The sequence below is a fragment of the Flavobacterium sp. CR10 genome (assembly GCF_055814415.1).
On record NZ_CP185985.1, the window covers coordinates 5093823 to 5111964 of the forward strand.

General features: G+C 33.9%; 18 protein-coding genes. 10 read left to right on the forward strand and 8 right to left on the reverse strand.

Annotated features, from left to right (window positions below):
* Positions 1-249: 249 nt before the first annotated feature.
* From ACNRYB_RS21420 to ACNRYB_RS21455, 8 genes are all read left to right on the forward strand, one after another.
* A complete protein-coding gene (locus tag ACNRYB_RS21420; protein ID WP_473728682.1) occupies positions 250-864 on the forward strand; it encodes an HD domain-containing protein in 615 nt (204 codons plus the stop codon).
* 148 nt (positions 865-1012) lie between these two features.
* Positions 1013-2050 (forward strand): helix-turn-helix transcriptional regulator, encoded by a 1038-nt coding sequence (locus ACNRYB_RS21425; protein ID WP_473728683.1) that lies wholly within the window; start codon positions 1013-1015, stop codon positions 2048-2050.
* Positions 2051-2271: 221 nt separating this feature from the next.
* Complete coding sequence (locus tag ACNRYB_RS21430) at positions 2272-2730, forward strand: MarR family winged helix-turn-helix transcriptional regulator (protein WP_008468520.1); 459 nt, start codon at positions 2272-2274, stop codon at positions 2728-2730.
* 47 nt (positions 2731-2777) lie between these two features.
* Positions 2778-5168: a 3-hydroxyacyl-CoA dehydrogenase NAD-binding domain-containing protein gene (locus ACNRYB_RS21435; protein ID WP_473728684.1), complete on the forward strand. Its 2391-nt coding sequence runs from the start codon at positions 2778-2780 to the stop codon at positions 5166-5168.
* Positions 5169-5271: 103 nt separating this feature from the next.
* Positions 5272-6453 (forward strand): thiolase family protein, encoded by a 1182-nt coding sequence (locus ACNRYB_RS21440; protein WP_091133258.1) that lies wholly within the window; start codon positions 5272-5274, stop codon positions 6451-6453.
* 128 nt (positions 6454-6581) lie between these two features.
* Positions 6582-6932, forward strand: coding sequence for a four helix bundle protein (locus ACNRYB_RS21445; protein ID WP_066033968.1), 351 nt, complete (start codon positions 6582-6584; stop codon positions 6930-6932).
* Between the two features lie 48 nt (positions 6933-6980).
* Complete coding sequence (locus ACNRYB_RS21450) at positions 6981-8786, forward strand: acyl-CoA dehydrogenase family protein (RefSeq protein ID WP_473728685.1); 1806 nt, start codon at positions 6981-6983, stop codon at positions 8784-8786.
* A gap of 231 nt (positions 8787-9017) precedes the next feature.
* A complete protein-coding gene (locus tag ACNRYB_RS21455) occupies positions 9018-10112 on the forward strand; it encodes a glycoside hydrolase family 18 protein (protein WP_473728686.1) in 1095 nt (364 codons plus the stop codon).
* Positions 10113-10161: 49 nt separating this feature from the next.
* On the opposite strand, the gene ACNRYB_RS21460 is transcribed toward ACNRYB_RS21455, so the two are convergent.
* From ACNRYB_RS21460 to ACNRYB_RS21475, 4 genes are all read right to left on the reverse strand, one after another.
* A complete protein-coding gene (locus ACNRYB_RS21460; protein WP_473728687.1) occupies positions 10162-10653 on the reverse strand; it encodes a hypothetical protein in 492 nt (163 codons plus the stop codon).
* An 82-nt stretch (positions 10654-10735) separates the two neighbouring features.
* Complete coding sequence (locus ACNRYB_RS21465; protein WP_473728688.1) at positions 10736-11650, reverse strand: transporter; 915 nt, start codon at positions 11648-11650, stop codon at positions 10736-10738.
* A gap of 41 nt (positions 11651-11691) precedes the next feature.
* Positions 11692-12210, reverse strand: coding sequence for a DUF4251 domain-containing protein (locus ACNRYB_RS21470; protein WP_129745561.1), 519 nt, complete (start codon positions 12208-12210; stop codon positions 11692-11694).
* A gap of 4 nt (positions 12211-12214) precedes the next feature.
* On the reverse strand, positions 12215-12643 hold the full coding sequence (locus ACNRYB_RS21475; RefSeq protein ID WP_473728689.1) for an META domain-containing protein: 429 nt from the start codon (positions 12641-12643) through the stop codon (positions 12215-12217).
* Between the two features lie 213 nt (positions 12644-12856).
* On the opposite strand from ACNRYB_RS21475, the gene ACNRYB_RS21480 reads away from it, so the two are divergent.
* Both ACNRYB_RS21480 and ACNRYB_RS21485 read left to right on the forward strand, forming a co-directional pair.
* A complete protein-coding gene (locus ACNRYB_RS21480) occupies positions 12857-13384 on the forward strand; it encodes a superoxide dismutase family protein (protein ID WP_008468500.1) in 528 nt (175 codons plus the stop codon).
* Positions 13385-13493: 109 nt separating this feature from the next.
* A complete protein-coding gene (locus tag ACNRYB_RS21485; RefSeq protein ID WP_473728690.1) occupies positions 13494-14696 on the forward strand; it encodes an LETM1-related biofilm-associated protein in 1203 nt (400 codons plus the stop codon).
* A gap of 47 nt (positions 14697-14743) precedes the next feature.
* Here ACNRYB_RS21485 and can read toward each other — a convergent pair whose 3' ends face one another.
* From can to ACNRYB_RS21505, 4 genes are all read right to left on the reverse strand, one after another.
* Entirely contained in the window at positions 14744-15379 is a 636-nt protein-coding gene (can, locus tag ACNRYB_RS21490; RefSeq protein WP_109194404.1) for a carbonate dehydratase, read from the reverse strand.
* A 114-nt stretch (positions 15380-15493) separates the two neighbouring features.
* Entirely contained in the window at positions 15494-17140 is a 1647-nt protein-coding gene (locus ACNRYB_RS21495; protein WP_473728691.1) for a SulP family inorganic anion transporter, read from the reverse strand.
* Positions 17141-17222: 82 nt separating this feature from the next.
* Positions 17223-17504 carry a hypothetical protein gene (locus ACNRYB_RS21500; protein WP_473728692.1) on the reverse strand — a complete coding sequence of 94 codons (282 nt, stop codon included), beginning with the start codon at positions 17502-17504 and terminating at the stop codon, positions 17223-17225.
* Positions 17505-17626: 122 nt separating this feature from the next.
* Positions 17627-18106, reverse strand: coding sequence for a Dps family protein (locus tag ACNRYB_RS21505; protein WP_129745547.1), 480 nt, complete (start codon positions 18104-18106; stop codon positions 17627-17629).
* Positions 18107-18142 lie beyond the last annotated feature (36 nt).

Below are 18142 nucleotides of genomic sequence, written 5' to 3' on the forward strand. Positions count from 1 at the left end.
GTGTGTACGTGGAAAGTGTTTTCGAAGTAACTCAAACTTGACCTATTTTATTCTTTTATTTCTATGAACGTTTGTTTTTATTTCTGAACAAAGATTTTAAAACTAGTGCGCAGTTATTTTGCGTAGTATAATTTTTGTTTCATTTTTAAGAAATACTGCTTGTTTTATTTCTTGAGCAAAGATTTCAAAACTACTACGCAATTATTTTGCGCAGTAAAAAAAGAATTTTAAATTTGAGTAAAAAACAAGATGAATTTAAAAGAAATTTATTCTGATTTACTCTTAAATATTGGCTTTTCAGCAAATGAAATTCAGCAAAACTGGTTGGATTTAGAAAAGGCATATTCCAAAAAATCAAGATATTATCATAATCTCACGCATTTAAAAGAAATGGTTGATAGTTTTGAAATTTACAAAGACAAACTTCAAAAACCAGATGAAATATTATTTTCGATTTTTTATCATGATTTTATTTATTCGGCATCCAAAAAAGATAACGAACTCAAAAGTGCTGAATATGCTTTGTCAATTCTATCTGAAAATAGCATCCTAAATAAACAATTAGTTTTTGATGCGATCTGCGCAACACAACAGCATCAGCAAAATGCAATTGAAGATATTAATTGGCTAATCGATTTTGATTTGAAAATCCTGGCTAAAGATTGGGAAGATTATCAAATCTATTTTGAACAAATTAGAAAAGAATACCGCATTTACCCTGATTTTCTATACAAACCTGGACGCGCGAAAGCGTTGAAGCATTTTTTGGAAAACGATTTCATTTTTCAAACCAATGAGTTTAGGAATTTATATGAAGAAAAAGCAAGAATTAATATTGAAAAAGAGATTTCATTATTAACGTAGAGACGCAATTCATTGCGTCTACAAAACCAATATATCGACAATGTGTTAGAACGCACAGCCAATGATTTTCCAAAACGAATATCTACAACGAATATCCACAATGTTTAGACGCAATGAATTGCGTCTCTACGTTTAAACAACGCAACCAATGTCACAAAACAAAAACGCCTTAATTCGGTACAAAACCATCGACAAATGTCTTCAAAATAAATATAGACAATGGACTTTAGAAGATTTAATCGAAGAATGTTCTGAAGCTTTATTTGAATATGAAGACCGTCAGAACCCTATCAGCAAACGAACAATCCAAATGGATATTCAGGTGATGCGAAGTGAAAAATTGGGTTATAATGCGCCAATCGTGGTTTACGATAAAAAGTATTATAAATATGAAGACGAAGATTTTTCGATAACCGATATTCCGCTTACGGAAACTGATATGAATGTTTTGACAGAAACCGTTTCGATGCTGAAACAATTTAAAGATTTCTCTCTATTTAATGATGTATCAGATATTTTACAACGTTTGGAAGATAAAATCTATGCTGAGAAATCGCATACCAAACCTGTAATTTATCTGGATAAAAATGAAAAACTAAAAGGATTGCATTATCTGGATGAAATCTATCAGGCAATTATCAAAAAAATGGTGCTCATTATTACTTATAAATCTTTTAAATCTGCTGAGGAAACAAAATTTCATTTTCATCCTTTTATATTAAAAGAATTCAACAATCGCTGGTTTTTAATCGGAAAGAAAAAAGCGTCACAACCGATTACCAATTTAGCTTTGGACAGAATCCTTTCTATTGACTACGATTTTAACCACCCATATTTAGAAGAAGATTTTGATGCTGACATTTATTATAAAGATGTAATTGGCGTTACAGTAAATTCAGGATTAAACGCAAGACGTATTGAATTATGGGTCGATGCTTCAAATGCGCCATATGTACTTACCAAACCTTTGCATGCTTCTCAGCGATTAATCAAAGAAAATGAAGACGGCAGTATTATTATACATATATATGTAATACCAAATTATGAAATGGAGCGTCTTCTGTTAGGTTTTGGAAGCTGTTTAGAGATTTTAAGGCCAGAAGGTCTTAGAAATCGCATGAAAAAGATGCTTCAGGATGCTATTTCCCGCTATGATTCAGAAAGAGCAACTGAAATAAATGCATAATTTTTTACAGAATACAGAATTAAATGCGTTTTAAAAACTAAAAAAGGATTTTTACAGCATTAAAAATGTTAAAATCTAAAAAAAGAATAGTATATTACACTTAAAATAAACAACCAAAACCCTCTAAATCAGGGATATTTTATAACTAACCAAAAAATTATTAAAAAATTATATGCATGCATAGTATTTTTTAATTATATTTGAAATCGATATAGTTACCTATGAAAGACAAAACGATAGATTATATTTTGAGAGCAACATGGCAAGCTGTTTCAAGAATGTATAATGAAGAAGCTGCTAAATACGATGCAACAATGGCAACAGGATTTGCTCTTTTAAGTATGGACAAGGAAGAAGGAACTCCGTCAACGGCTCTCGGCCCAAGAATGGGAATGGAAGCCACAAGCTTAACAAGAACCTTAAAATCTATGGAAGAAAAAGGTTTGATTGTTCGCAAGAAAAATCCAAGTGACGGTAGAGGTGTTCTAATCTATCTGACCGAATTTGGAAAAGAAAAAAGAGATTTATCTAAAAATACAGTTCTAAAGTTTAATGAAACCGTTAGAAAGCATGTCTCAGAAGAAAAGCTGAATCATTTTATCGAAGTTTCTGAAATCATCAACGAACTGATTCACGATAAAAACATATTTAATCAAACAGAAAACACAGAAGAAAAGTAATCAATTTTGATAGCCCTTATTCTGTAAAAAAACAAATAATAACAAATATGAAACGCACAATTAAAAAAGTTGCTGTAATTGGATCCGGAATTATGGGTTCAGGTATAGCTTGTCATTTTGCTAACATTGGTGTCGAAGTTTTACTTTTGGACATTGTACCGCGTGAACTGACCGAAGCTGAAGCTAAAAAAGGATTAACACTTGAAAGTAAAGCCGTTCGCAACCGTGTGGTAAACGAACATTTGGCGAATTCATTAAAATCAAAACCATCTCCTATTTACAGTCAGAAATTCGCAAATAGAATTACGACTGGAAATACAACAGATGATATGGCAAAAATTGCCAATGTTGACTGGATTATCGAGGTTGTTGTGGAGCGTTTAGACATTAAGAAATTAGTTTTTGAACAAATCGAGAAATTCCGTAAACCGGGAACTTTGGTTACTTCTAATACTTCTGGTATTCCAATTCACTTTATGAGTGAAGGAAGAAGCGAAGATTTTCAACAGCACTTCTGCGGAACTCACTTTTTTAACCCTGCGCGTTACTTAAAATTATTTGAAATTATTCCTGGTCCAAAAACTTCTACTGAAGTATTGGATTTCTTAAACGAATACGGATCTAAATTCTTAGGAAAAACTTCGGTTGTTGCTAAAGATACTCCGGCGTTTATTGGAAACAGAATTGGTATTTACGGAATCCAAAGTTTATTCCACTTAGTTAAAGAAATGGGATTAACAATTGAAGAAGTTGATAAATTGACAGGACCAGTAATTGGTCGTCCAAAATCGGCTACTTTCCGTACAGTTGACGTTGTTGGTTTGGATACTTTGGTACACGTTGCCAATGGTATTTACGAAAACTGCCCGAACGACGAACAACACGAATTGTTCAAACTTCCGGATTTCATCAACAAAATGATGGAAAATAACTGGTTAGGAAGCAAAACTGGACAAGGTTTCTACAAAAAAGTAGATAAAGATATTCTTTCTTTAGACTTAAATACATTAGAATATAGAGCTGCAAAAAAAGCAAATTTTGCAACTTTAGAATTAACTAAAACTATCGATAAACCTATTAATCGTTTTAAAGTTTTAGTAAAAGGAACAGACAAAGCGGGAGAATTCTACCGTAAAAGCTTTGCTGGAATGTTTGCTTATGTTTCAAACAGAGTTCCTGAAATCACAGACGAATTCTACAAAATTGACGACGCTATGAAAGCTGGTTTTGGGTGGGAAAATGGTCCATTCGAAATCTGGGATGCTATTGGTGTTGAAAAAGGAATTGAAATCATGAAAGCAGAAGGTTTAGAGCCTGCTGCATGGGTAAACGAAATGTTGGCTTCTGGAAGCAAAAGTTTCTATTCTGTAAAAGAAGGAGCAACTTATTTCTATAACATTCCAACAAAATCTCAAGTAAAAGTTCCAGGACAAGATTCATTCATTATTCTAAACAACATTCGCGAAAGCAAAAAAGTTTGGAGCAACAGCGGAGCAATTATCCAAGATTTAGGAGACGGAATCTTAAACTTAGAATTCCAATCTAAAATGAATACAATTGGTGGCGACGTTCTTTCGGCAATCAATAAAGCAATTGAATTAGCAGAAAAAGAACACCAAGGTTTAGTTATTGGTAATCAAGCAGCGAATTTCTCTGTTGGAGCTAATATCGGAATGATTTTCATGATGGCGGTTGAGCAGGAATACGACGAATTGAACATGGCAATTAAATTGTTCCAAGATACTATGATGCGTGTTCGTTATTCTTCAATTCCAGTTGTGGTTGCGCCTCACGGAATGACTTTTGGAGGTGGATGCGAAATGAGCTTACACGCTGATAAAGTAGTTGCTGCTGCCGAAACTTACATGGGATTAGTTGAATTCGGTGTTGGAGTTATCCCTGGTGGTGGTGGATCTAAAGAAATGACTTTAAGAGCATCTGATTTATTCCGTAAAAATGATGTGGAATTAAATGTTCTTCAAGAGTATTTCTTGACAATCGCAATGGCTAAAGTTTCGACTTCTGGTTATGAAGCTTTTGATACTGGACTTCTTCAACATGGAAAAGACATTATCGTAGTAAACAAAGATCGTCAGATCGCTGAAGCTAAAAAACATGCGTTGTTAATGGCTGAAGCTGGTTATACACAACCAATCAGAAGAAACGATATTAAAGTTCTTGGAAAACAAGCTTTAGGTATGTTCTTAGTTGGAACGGATCAAATGCAAGCTGGAAAATACATTTCTGAGCACGATAAGAAAATCGCCAACAAACTGGCTTATGTAATGGCTGGTGGTGATTTATCTGAAGCAACTTTAGTATCTGAACAATATTTATTAGATATCGAACGTGAAGCTTTCTTGAGTTTATGTACAGAGCGTAAGACTTTAGAGAGAATCCAATATATGTTAACTAAAGGAAAACCGCTTCGTAACTAGAAAAATAGATAAAAGAAGAAAGAAGCAAGAGAAAAGACAAAACTCTGTTTTGAAATCTTGCTTCTTGCATCTTTCTTCTACCAATCTTAAAAAACAAAAACAAATGAAAACAGCATATATAGTAAAAGCATATAGAACAGCAGTTGGAAAAGCTCCAAAAGGTGTTTTTAGATTTAAAAGACCTGATGAATTAGCTGCGGAAACCATTCAGTTTATGATGGATGAACTGCCTAATTTTGACAAAAAACGTATTGATGACGTTATGGTAGGAAATGCCATGCCGGAAGCAGAACAAGGTCTGAACGTTGGACGTTTGATCTCTTTGATGGGATTGAAAGTAGAAGACGTTCCTGGTGTTACCGTAAACCGTTATTGCGCATCTGGATTAGAAACTATCGGAATGGCGACTGCTAAAATCCAATCAGGAATGGCAGATTGTATCATTGCAGGTGGTGCAGAAAGTATGAGTTATATTCCGATGGGAGGTTACAAACCAACTCCAGATTATAAAGTTGCTGCTGCAGGTCACGAAGATTACTACTGGGGAATGGGTTTAACTGCTGAAGCGGTTGCTAACCAATATAAAATCTCTAGAGAAGATCAGGATGAGTTTGCTTACAACTCTCATATGAAAGCCTTAAAAGCACAAGCAGAAGGTAAATTTGACAAACAAATCGTTCCAATTACTGTTGAGCAGACTTTCATCAATGAAAATGGTAAAAAAGAAACTAAATCATACGTTGTAAACAAAGACGAAGGGCCAAGAGCCGGAACTTCTAAAGAAGCTTTGGCAGGTTTAAAACCAGTTTTCGCTGCTGACGGAAGTGTAACTGCCGGTAACTCTTCTCAAATGAGCGACGGTGCTGCCTTCGTTTTAATCATGAGCGAAGAAATGGTAAAAGAGTTAAACCTTGATCCGATCGCACGTTTGGTAAACTTTGCTTCTTCTGGCGTTGAGCCAAGAATTATGGGTATTGGTCCTGTGAAAGCAATTCCGAAAGCATTAAAACAAGCTGGTTTAACATTGAACGATATCGAGTTAATTGAATTAAACGAAGCTTTTGCTTCACAAGCTTTAGCAGTAACTCGCGAATTGAATATTAACCCTGAAATCGTAAACGTAAACGGTGGAGCAATTTCTTTAGGTCACCCTCTTGGATGTACTGGAGCTAAACTTTCTGTACAGTTATTCGACGAAATGAAACGCAGGGGCAACAAATACGGAATCGTTTCTATGTGTGTGGGAACTGGACAAGGAAGTGCTGGAATCTACGAGGTTTTATAAGACTTTTTAGAGGAAAGAAGCAAGAGGAAAGACTTTCTATTTGGGATGAAAAGTTAGTCTGAAATGGATTTTTAAAAAGTAGTAAAAAACTTACTTGTAATTTTTCTTCTTATCTTGCCCTCAAAAACATGAAACACAATTTCAAGAATTTGAAAATTTGGATTTTAGCTATGGAAATTACAAATGATATCTATAAACTAACCGCCACTTTTCCAAAATCAGAAACCTATAGTTTGACAAGTCAAATGAATCGATGTTCTGTTTCTATGCCTTCAAATATTGCAGAAGGTTCAAACAGAGGAAATAAACACTTTCAGCATTATTTGAATATTAGTTTAGGTTCGTCATTTGAATTACAAACTCAATTGTTAATAGCTTGTCAAAACGACTATTTAACAAAAGAAAAAACTGAAAAATTAGAAAACAAAATAATTGAATTTCAAAAGATGACCACAGGCTTCATAAATAAGTTAGGTTAAAAATCTTGCTTCTTGCTTCTTTCATCTTTTATAAAAAACAAAAACAAAATGGCAGATACAATCGAAAAAAACGTGACTCGTGGTGGTCAGTTTTTAGTTAAAGAAACAAAATGCGAGGATATCTTCACACCAGAAGATTTTTCAGAAGAGCAGTTAATGATGCGTGACTCTGTAAAAGAGTTCGTTGACAAAGAATTATGGGCACATAAAGATCGTTTTGAGAAAAAAGATTATGCGTATACAGAAGCTTCTATGCGTAAGGCTGGAGAGCTTGGACTTCTTGGAGTTGCTGTTCCAGAAGAATACGGCGGATTAGGAATGGGATTTGTTTCCACAATGTTGGTTTGTGACTACATTTCTGGAGCAACTGGTTCTTTCTCAACTGCTTTTGGTGCGCATACAGGAATTGGAACTATGCCAATTACCCTTTATGGTACTGAAGAACAAAAGAAAAAATACGTTCCGAAATTGGCTTCTGGAGAATGGTTTGGAGCTTATTGCTTAACTGAGCCAGGTGCAGGATCTGATGCAAACTCAGGAAAAACAAAAGCTGTTTTATCCAAAGACGGAACTCATTATCTAATTACAGGACAAAAAATGTGGATTTCGAATGCAGGTTTCTGCAGCTTATTCATCGTTTTTGCTAGAATTGGAGATGACAAAAATATTACAGGTTTCATCGTAGAAAATGATCCTTCAAACGGAATTTCTATGAATGAAGAAGAGCATAAATTAGGAATCCGTGCTTCTTCTACTCGTCAGGTTTTCTTTAACGAAACAAAAGTTCCGATTGAAAACATGTTGTCTGAAAGAGGAAACGGTTTCAAAATTGCAATGAACGCTTTGAATGTTGGTCGTATTAAATTGGCTGCGGCTTGTTTAGATGCTCAAAGAAGAGTTACTTCTGGAGCTGTAAAATATGCTAACGAAAGAATTCAGTTCAATACTTCTATTTCATCTTTTGGAGCTATCCGTTCTAAATTAGCTGAAATGGCAACAAATGCTTACGCTGGAGAAAGTGCTTCTTACCGTGCTGCAAAAGATATCGAAGACAGAATCGCTGCTCGTGAAGCAGAAGGAACTTCTCATCAAGAAGCAGAGTTGAAAGGTGTTGAAGAATATGCAATCGAGTGTTCTATCTTGAAAGTAGCGGTTTCTGAAGACGTTCAAAACTGTTCTGACGAAGGTATTCAGGTTTTTGGTGGAATGGGATTCTCTGAAGATACTCCGATGGAAAGTGCTTGGAGAGATGCTCGTATCGCTCGTATCTATGAAGGTACAAACGAAATCAACAGAATGCTTTCTGTAGGTATGTTGATCAAAAAAGCAATGAAAGGACACGTTGATTTACTTGGACCAGCAATGAAAGTTCAGGAAGAATTAATGGGAATTCCATCTTTTGATACTCCAGACTACTCTGAATTATTCTCTGAAGAAAAAGTAATCGTAGCTAACTTGAAAAAGGTTTTCTTAATGGTTGCTGGAAGCGCTGTTCAAAAATACGGACCAGAATTAGATTCTCATCAACAGTTATTAATGGCTGCTGCTGATATCTTAATCGAAATCTACATGGCGGAAAGTACAATTCTTAGAACTGAGAAATTGGCTAAAAAAGAAGGCGAAGATAAAGTTCAAGAGCAAATTGCAATGGCAAAATTATACTTGTACAAAGCTGTTGATATTGTAAACTTAAAAGGAAAAGAAGGAATTGCTTCTTTCGCTGAAGGTGACGAACAACGTATGATGTTAATGGGACTTAAACGTTTCACTAAATATACTAACCTGCCAAATGTTGTGGCACTTAGAGAAAAAATTGCAGCAAAATTAGTAGCAGAAAACACTTACTGCTTCTAATTTCAAAATAGTTTTTAGCTTTTAATTTGTTATAAACCCGCGCAAGTCCGAAACTGCACGGGTTTATTTTTTCAAATATACTTATCGAAAGATATTTCTTATGCTTCGCAATATTTTTGCAGTTATTTGCAAAATATTTGTTAAAATTAGCTTTTGAACTCCAACAAAATAGCTAAACATCAAATGTATTACAGTATATTTAACGTTCTAAAAACTATAAAAAACAAAATAATGAAACAAATTAACCTAATTGCATCATTTTTATTATGCTTTTGCATTACAGCTTCTTTTGCGCAGAAAAATAAAAAAATGGACATTATTGCCTATTATACTGGCGATTCTCAACTTATTGACCAATATGAAGTGGGAAAATTAAATCAGATTATTTTTAGTTTTTGCCACTTAAAAGATGGAAAACTAAGTGTTGATTCTGCTAAAGATTCCACCACAATCAAGCATTTAGTTTCGCTTAAAGCAAAAAATCCGCAACTTAAAATTATTGTATCTCTTGGAGGTTGGGGAGGTTGCGAACCTTGTTCTCAAGCATTTTCAACTGCTGAAGGACGCTTAAAATTTGCAAAATCTGTAAAAGAAGTAAGCGATTATTTTAAAATTGACGGTCTAGACTTAGATTGGGAATATCCATCAATTGAAGGACTTCCAGGGCATTTATACCAAGCTGCCGACAAACCTAATTTTACAGAACTAATCAAAATACTACGTTCCACTTTAGGTAAAAAATATGAATTAAGCTTTGCCGCAGGAGGTTTCCAGAAATGCTTGGATGAATCTATAGATTGGAAAGCTGTTGCTCCATTTGTAAACCGCATTAATATCATGAGTTACGATTTAGTAAATGGATATTCAAAAGTTACAGGGCACCATACGCCATTATATAGCACAAATCCGAAAGAAGAATCTACAGATAGAGCCGTTGAATTTTTATTGAAACTAGGTGTTCCTGCTGAAAAATTAGTAATTGGAGGCGCATTTTATACCAGACAATGGAAAAATGTAGAAAACATCAATAACGGATTATACCAAGCAGGAGAGCACTTTCAAGGTGTCGACTTTAAAAATTATGCTACAACATATACAGAGGCTAACGGTTGGAAATATTTTTATGATGAAAAAGCTCAAGCACCATATTGGTACAATGCATCAACCAAAACTTTTGCTACATCAGATGATTTAAAATCTATAAGAGCTAAAGCGGAATATGTAAAAGCAAAAAAACTAGGCGGTATTATGTTCTGGGAGCTTACTCTTGATAGTTTCCGTGACGGAATGGTAAACGAGATTTACAAAGTTAAAACTGAAAAATAAAAAAAAAACGGGAATCAAATTGATTCCCGTTTTTTTTTAGACGAATATTTTACATCGTTTTAGTCTTATTTTTATCCATTTCACCAATAAACGGAATGGCCTCTAAAATTTCACTTCTAATTATAGTCTGAAGATAAACTTCAAGTTGAATAAATTTTGCCGCATTTATTGAACCTATTGCTTTTTTTGCCTGATTATAAGTTTTAGAATAAAGCTTTTCATAATCAATATGGTTTTTCAATGTAGCTTTAGCCAATTGATCAGCTTTAGCATCGGTTAGCGTTTCATAATTTGCCGCATAATCATTTATCAGCTGAAACTTGGTCTGCCCTAACGCTTTTCGGGCTGTTTCATAATTATCATAAACTTTAGTAAAGGCTGCAGATTGCGCGTCAGATAGATTCATGTACTGCTTTACAAGTTCACTTTTAGATTTTCCATAAACACTTTGCACTACTTCCAAATCTTCTTTATAAGAAGACTGCGCATAAGATGAAAACGAGGCTGCCGCCATGATAAGAATAAGTCCTAATTTTTTCATAGTTTCAATTTTAAATTTGTTTTTAAAAATATATGCATACTCAAATATACTGATTTTAAACACGTTAAACTCAAATCACTTTCTAGAAAAAAGAATATTGGTAAACTGCTGAAAGCGCGTAATAATTTAATCCGTTGTTGGTATAAGCTCCAATATGATATTGAAATCTGATGGACTGCCCTTTTGCAATTGGAGTAGAAAAAGTTCCTCCTACACGCCAGTTATCAATCTGGCTATCATCTGAAACTCCATCAGTAATAGTTCGACCTCCAAAAAACCAAGTCGTATTGAAGCCAACCCACATTTGGTTTTTAAAATAATAGCTTGCATGTCCCTGAAGGCTGTAGGTTGGTTTTTGCTCTAATTTTTTTCCTAGATAATCATTATTATCCGTATAAAACCACACACCGCCATATGCCTCTGCATAAACATGAGCAAATCGTTTCGACACCCCTATTTCTGGCTTAAAAGCCCAGCGGTTTGTTCCAATGTTTACTTGTTTATCGCCATAATATCTTCCTGTTGGGATTGAAGTAACCAAACTGACCCCAAGAATTGTTTTTTGCTCAAAACTTCTAAATTCAGATTTATCCAATGCAGGAGAACCTAGCAAATTAATCCCAAAACGAACTTTCATATCTGCAAAACCAGTTCTTGAGCCAGTAACCAGCTGATCACTGATTACCGCAGATCCATCCATAAAAGTAAAAGGCAGTCCAACCTGTATACGAGCCAATTTATCTGCCAATCCAAAAGTTTTGATATAATTTACAGCCACATTGTGGCTTTGAAGTGTAAAATCTTTTATGGGTAAAGAAGGATCTGTAAGCACATTTCCATTCATAAAAACATAACCTGCAGCGATAACATTTAAGCCTTTAGGAACATTTGCATACGCTCGAGGTTCCAAATCCTGACCAAATGAGGTGAACAGACCAAAAAAGAAAACCAAAACCGAAAACTGCCACTTTAATAACCAAAAAGAGATTCTTACCATATATTCAGACGAATTTGTGACAAGTTTTATATTGAATTATATCATTGTTTCTCTGCTGTTTTAGGAGCATATATTATTCCATCATAACTAATCGGACCTCTATTATTACTACTCACAGAAAGTGTTGTGCTTCCGTTATAAAAGATAGAGAACATTAAGTCATAAACATCACTCTTTCCTCTTACAGTCGCTTTTAGAATAGTATTATTTTTTTTAGTTTCAACTTTGACATTCTCAGGTTTGCCTTCAAATTTAATTCCGCCATCGCCATTATATCCAACATTATACCCACGTCCGAAAAAAGGCAGATCACAAGTTGTACTGTCAGTTTTAAATTTTAAAAAATAAGTATTATAGTCCAGCTGAATTAATCTCCCGCCTTGAGGCGTTGCTTTCTGAGCTTCAAAAACAAAATTTTGACTATCTATAAGTGCTTTAATTTCGTTTTGTTTCTTTAGCTCTCTTTCTTGTTTCAGTTCTTTTTTTGTTTTTTCTTGCGCAGAAACCGAAAAACTTGCAATACTCAGCAAAAACATCAAAATAGACATTGTAGTTTTCATAACATCATTTTTTAGTGAAGCGCATCATGGCAATATCCCCAGAAATAAAGTTTAAAGTCTTACCATCATCTGTTATATCATAAGAAGTTATTTTTTGAAGCGTACCCAAATAAGTTTGTTCACCTTGCAATCCGTCCAAACACATCATTTTGGTTACTGCCATTGGCTTCGTAAAATCGATTTTGTTGCCATCAAGAACCAACTTTCCTGAGTATGTATTACAGCTCGCATTACCAGAAACCTGATTTGCTTTGGTATCAAAATTTATGATTGGCTTCTTATTTGGATATAATCCATCAAAAGCAATTCGGGGACCAGAAATATAATTTAATTCCCATGTTCCATCAAGCTTAGAAACGGCATCTGTTTTTGCGCATTTGCAGGAAATTAAAAACGAACTAAAAAAAACGAGGGTAAAAATCTTTTTCATCATAACATTAAGAATTAAATGTGAGCGAATTAGATAAATGGTTTTCAGAAATTATTCGTTAAAAACCTATACGAATTTAAACAATATTTTCGGTTTTTAACTCAATCAATATCAAATTATAACGTATAGTTTGACTTTTTTTTAACTTTTAGAGTTAATCAATTCCGTTATTTTATGTTAAATTTACTTAATCTTTAATTAAAAATGCCCGTAGATATGAAAAAACTAATTGTTTCTTTCGCTATAATTACAGCCTTAATCATTGGTTGTAAAACAAATAACAAATCAAATGACGCTAAAACTCTGACTGTTGCATTAGAGCCAAAAAGCAACAGTAAAGTAGCTGGAACTGCTACTTTTGTTGAGAAAAATGGCAAAGTAACTTTCACAGCAAAAATCACAGGATTAGAGCCAGGAGTGCACGCTATCCATATTCACGAAAAAGCAGATTGCAGCTCTGCAGACGGAAGTTCTGCTGGAGGACACTGGAATCCAACATTCAAAAAACACGGAAAATGGGGAGTTGGGGAATATCATAAAGGTGATATCGGAAACTTTACCGCTGATGCAAAAGGTAACGGATCTATCACTTTAACTACTGACGAATGGTGCGTTGGATGTGGAGATTCTAACAAAGATGTTCTTGGAAAAGGCTTAATCGTACATGCAGGAACAGACGACTTTACGACTCAGCCAACTGGAAATGCAGGAGGAAGAGTTGCTTGCGCAGGAATCATTAAATAAGAAAAACTTCAATAACCGCTATTTTTAACAAAATCTAGCGGTTATTTCATTTTAAAATGAATCCTAAAACAAGAAAAAGACATAGCTTTGCATCAGCAAAATAAAGTCAATGATTAACCCATCTGCACCAGGCTGGATCGATAAGTTTTTTAGTGAACAGAAGTTTTCAGAAGCTATTCCTTTTGAAACTGTAGATTCGTTTTACTATAAAGTAAGAGAAACAGGGTTTATTTATGGCCATATTATTGCTATAGATTCACAAGTTCCAATTCCGATAAAAGGGTGGTTCAAAACCGAAATTTCAAAAGTAGCTTTACTAAATGCGCTCTATCATGTTTTTTGTTTAGAGAAAAGAAATTCGGAACCTAAAAATTTTATTTCTGAAGTTTTAACGTTTTACAAACAAATGAATCCAGAGGGATTTAATTTGTTTAAAATTTTATTGCCCAAAGACACTCCTTCTCTATCTCTGGAAAATATTATTGATCAGAGAGTTCAAACCAATGACAGTATTATCAGTAAAAACTTTTCGCATTTGGTAACCAATGCGCTTTTGTTTATCGATGTTTTGGCTTTCAGACAATATTTAGAGCACGGAGAAATTCCTGAAAAATATTTAAAAAGAATTGAAGAAACAGTTCTCGGAATTGTTGGTTTGGCTTTGAAAACCAAAACAGTAAAATCACAACATGACGATTTATTGATCAAACTTTTTGAAGCTTCAATCCGTTATTCAAAATTTTCAAAAGTTACGGTTGAAACTTTAGAAACTTTGAATCTTGATTACTTTAAAAACAGATTGGAGCAATATTACTTAATCGACATGGCCGGAATGGCATTGTGGAGTGATGGTGTGATAGAAAATGAAGAATCGTATTTCTTATATGCTTTAGGATCGACAATGGGAGTTCCAGATGATTTTGTGACAAAAAGCATGGACACAACCAATACTTTTATCACTACGCATAAAAAGAAGATTCCGTACTTCAACTATTCAAATCCTGTTAAGCATTTTTATGACCAAATGACGCACAGCGTTGTTAAACTTATTATTAGAAATAAAAACAGATTAATTAAGGAAATTGTTCAAAGCAAAGAATTAATGGTTCTACTTGCCTATTCTACAACAAGAGATTTGGATGCAAAGGAAAAGAAAAAAGTAAAAAAACAGCTTTTGGACATTTGTAAAACCATTCCCTCGCTGACAATATTCTTACTTCCAGGAGGAAGTTTACTATTACCGATATTAATCAAGTTTATTCCAACAATGCTTCCATCAGCATTTAATGAGAATTTAGACGAAAACGAATAAAAAAAATCGCCCTTTTTGAGGGCGATTTTTTATTTCTATCTTATCTATTAAAGATCTAATTGATAAACTGAATCTAGTTCTTCGTTTGAGCTAATAGTTACATTCAAATCGGTTACAAAACCTGAATTTAAACCGTAAACCCATCCGTGAACCATTAAATCTTGTCCGTTTTTCCAAGCATTTTGAACAATTGACGTTTTTGCTAAGTTATAAACCTGCTCTTTTGCATTGATTTCAACAAAAGCATTAAAACGCTCTTCTTCGTTCTCAATTGAGTTTAAATATTTATCATGAAGACGATATTCATCTTTAATATGACGTAACCAGTTATCGATAATACCAACAGACTGATGTCCCATTGCTGCTTTTACACCACCGCATCCATAATGTCCGCACACGATAATATGCTTAATTTTCAAAACGTTAACTGCATAATCTAATACACTTAGCATATTCATATCAGAGTGTACAACCATATTGGCAATGTTTCTGTGTACAAAAACTTCACCTGGTTTCGCACCAACAATTTCGTTCGCAGGAACACGGCTGTCAGAACATCCAATCCATAATAATGGTGGCTGCTGTCCTTTTGCCAAATCAGCAAAATAGTTAGGGTCTTTTGCCAATGAAGTTTCAACCCACTTCTTATTATTTTCTAATAACTGCTCATAAAATTTTCTCATTTTTTTATTTTTTTGTGTGGTAATTTCTAAGTTTTAATAGCCTCAAAAAATGAACTTGATGTAAAGTTACCTAAATTTTGACATTTCTCTGGTCTTAAAAACACCTAAATTTAATTATTCTTCTCTAACAACTTCTCTTTTAACTAGTTCTCTTTTTGCCACATCATAATAATGTTCAATCGTAACATGATTACTGTTTTCTGGCGTATTTTCCAATTCGTAAGCTTCTTTAAACCCTTTAAGCTTCACTTTGATGTTTTCATCAACTGCTCTGGTTTCTTTAAATTCACGAATCAAATCTAATACATCATGAGCAATATACTCGGTATCATGAGCATTGATAATTACTTTTGAGTTTTCTGGAATTTCATTTAAAGTTTGCTTAATGGCAGCTTTATTCAAGAACGAAACTTCCTGAGCTAAATCGATATGAATAATATCTCCATCCTCATATTCTTCTTTCTTAAAGATATAAGCTCTTTTTAAATTTCCTCTCAAAACAAAAATGATACTTATGATAATTCCCAACGCAACACCTTTTAGCAAATCTGTTGCAACAACAAAGACCAAAGTTGCGATGAAAGGTACAAACTGGTATTTCCCCTTTTCCCAGAAATGCATAAAGGTTGCTGGTTTTGCTAATTTATATCCGACCAAAATCAAAACAGTAGCCAATGTTGCCAATGGAATTTTGTTTAGAATTGCCGGTATAGACAATACACTTATTAATAAAAGTATACCGTGAATAATGGTTGACATTTTAGATTTTGCTCCTGCGTTGTTATTCGCTGACGAACGTACTACAACAGATGTCATAGGAAGTCCTCCTAAAAGTGCGCTAACTACGTTTCCAATTCCCTGAGCTTTAAGTTCAACATTGGTATCAGTATAACGTTTTTGCACATCCATTCTATCTGAAGCCTCTATACATAAAAGAGTTTCAATAGAAGCGACAATGGCAATTGTAATAGCAACCACCCAAACTTGCGGATTTGTAACAGCAGTGAAGTCTGGCATTATTATAATTGATTTAAAGTCTTCAAAAGATTTTGGAACTGGCAAAGAAACCAAATGTTCTTTCGCAATTGCCAAAGTGCTTCCTGTAGATACAAATATTTCGTTTAAAACTACTCCAGCAATAACAGCAACTAAGGCTCCTGGAACTAGTTTGATTCTTTTTAAGAAAGGAACTTTATCCCAAGCCAATAAAATTACCAATGAAACTGCTGAAACCACAACAGCTCCTAAGTGAATATGATTTAAAACATCAAACAAAAATGAAAATGAATTACTTCCATCATTTTGAACAAAAGCTTGATCTCCTTCGAAATCTGCGTCATAACCAAAAGCGTGTGGTATTTGCTTTAAGATGATAATAATTCCGATACCCGCTAACATTCCCTCAATTACGTTTGTCGGGAAATAGTTCGATATACTTCCAGCTTTTAAAAATCCTAATGCTAATTGAATTAATCCAGCAATAAAAACAGACATTAAAAATACATCGAACGCACCTAAATCGGTAATAGCGGTTAAAATGATAGCTGTTAACCCAGCAGCTGGACCTGATACGCTAATATGTGACTGGCTCAAATATCCTACAACGATACCTCCCACAACACCAGCGATAATTCCAGAAAATAATGGTGCTCCAGAAGCCATTGCAATACCTAAACACAACGGAAGAGCCACCAAGAAAACCACTAAACCTGAAGCAAAATCAGATTTAAGGTTGGCAAAAAGATTGATTTTTTTTGTCATAATATAATACTAAAAAAATTATTCATTAAAGATTTACCACATCTCATAGAAATGCGGATAAAGATCAAAATAATCGGAAGTATTATGCTACGTTTGGCGGTGGAGCAAATATGCTCGGAGAGATATTGTCAAGTTTGACAATATTTTCAGAAATGATTGTTTTTTTCTCGATGTAAACCGGAAGTAAAACTTCATGCTCAAGAATTGTAGGGTGAACTACATTTTTAAGTTCTTTATGCACTTCTTCTTCAGCAATGCTAAAAGATATAGCCGTATTATTCCCTTTCTTTAACGCCTGAACAATTGTTGGGGTCGATAAGAAGGCAATGAATATGAATAATAATATGCGGGCTACAAATTTCATCAAAGCAAAAATAGCGTTAAACAAATAAAATCAAAGAGATTTTTATAGAAATTTAACATAAACAAAAAAGCAGAATGCAATTTTCATTCCATTCTGCTTCTATTTTATTAAAAACCAATATTTTATAATGATTCTTCTAACCAAGCATTCATCATCCAAATTGTTTTTTCCTGCTCAGCAATGAAGTCACTCATCATAGAATTGGTACCTTCATCATTAATTTCGCCAGATTTGTTCAATATTTCTCTTTCAATTTTTAATAAATCTGATAAAGAGTGAACAATCAATTGAACTGCTTTTTCATCGTTAGAAATGTTTTTTCCAACCGTCAATTTATTGTTTTTAATATAATCTTCAAAAGTATGCAAAGGCGTTCCTCCTATTGTTAGTACTCTTTCTGCGATCATATCTATTTTTAATTGTGCATCTGTATATAATTCTTCAAATTTTACATGTAAATCAAAGAAGCGCTTTCCGCGAATATTCCAGTGAATTCCTCTCAAGTTTTGGTAATACACTTGAAAGTTTGACAATAACACATTCAATTCTTTTACTAATAATTCTGACTCTTTTACAGGTAATCCTAAAATATTTGTCTTCATAATTTAATTTTTTACACTAATTTACTACAAATTTAG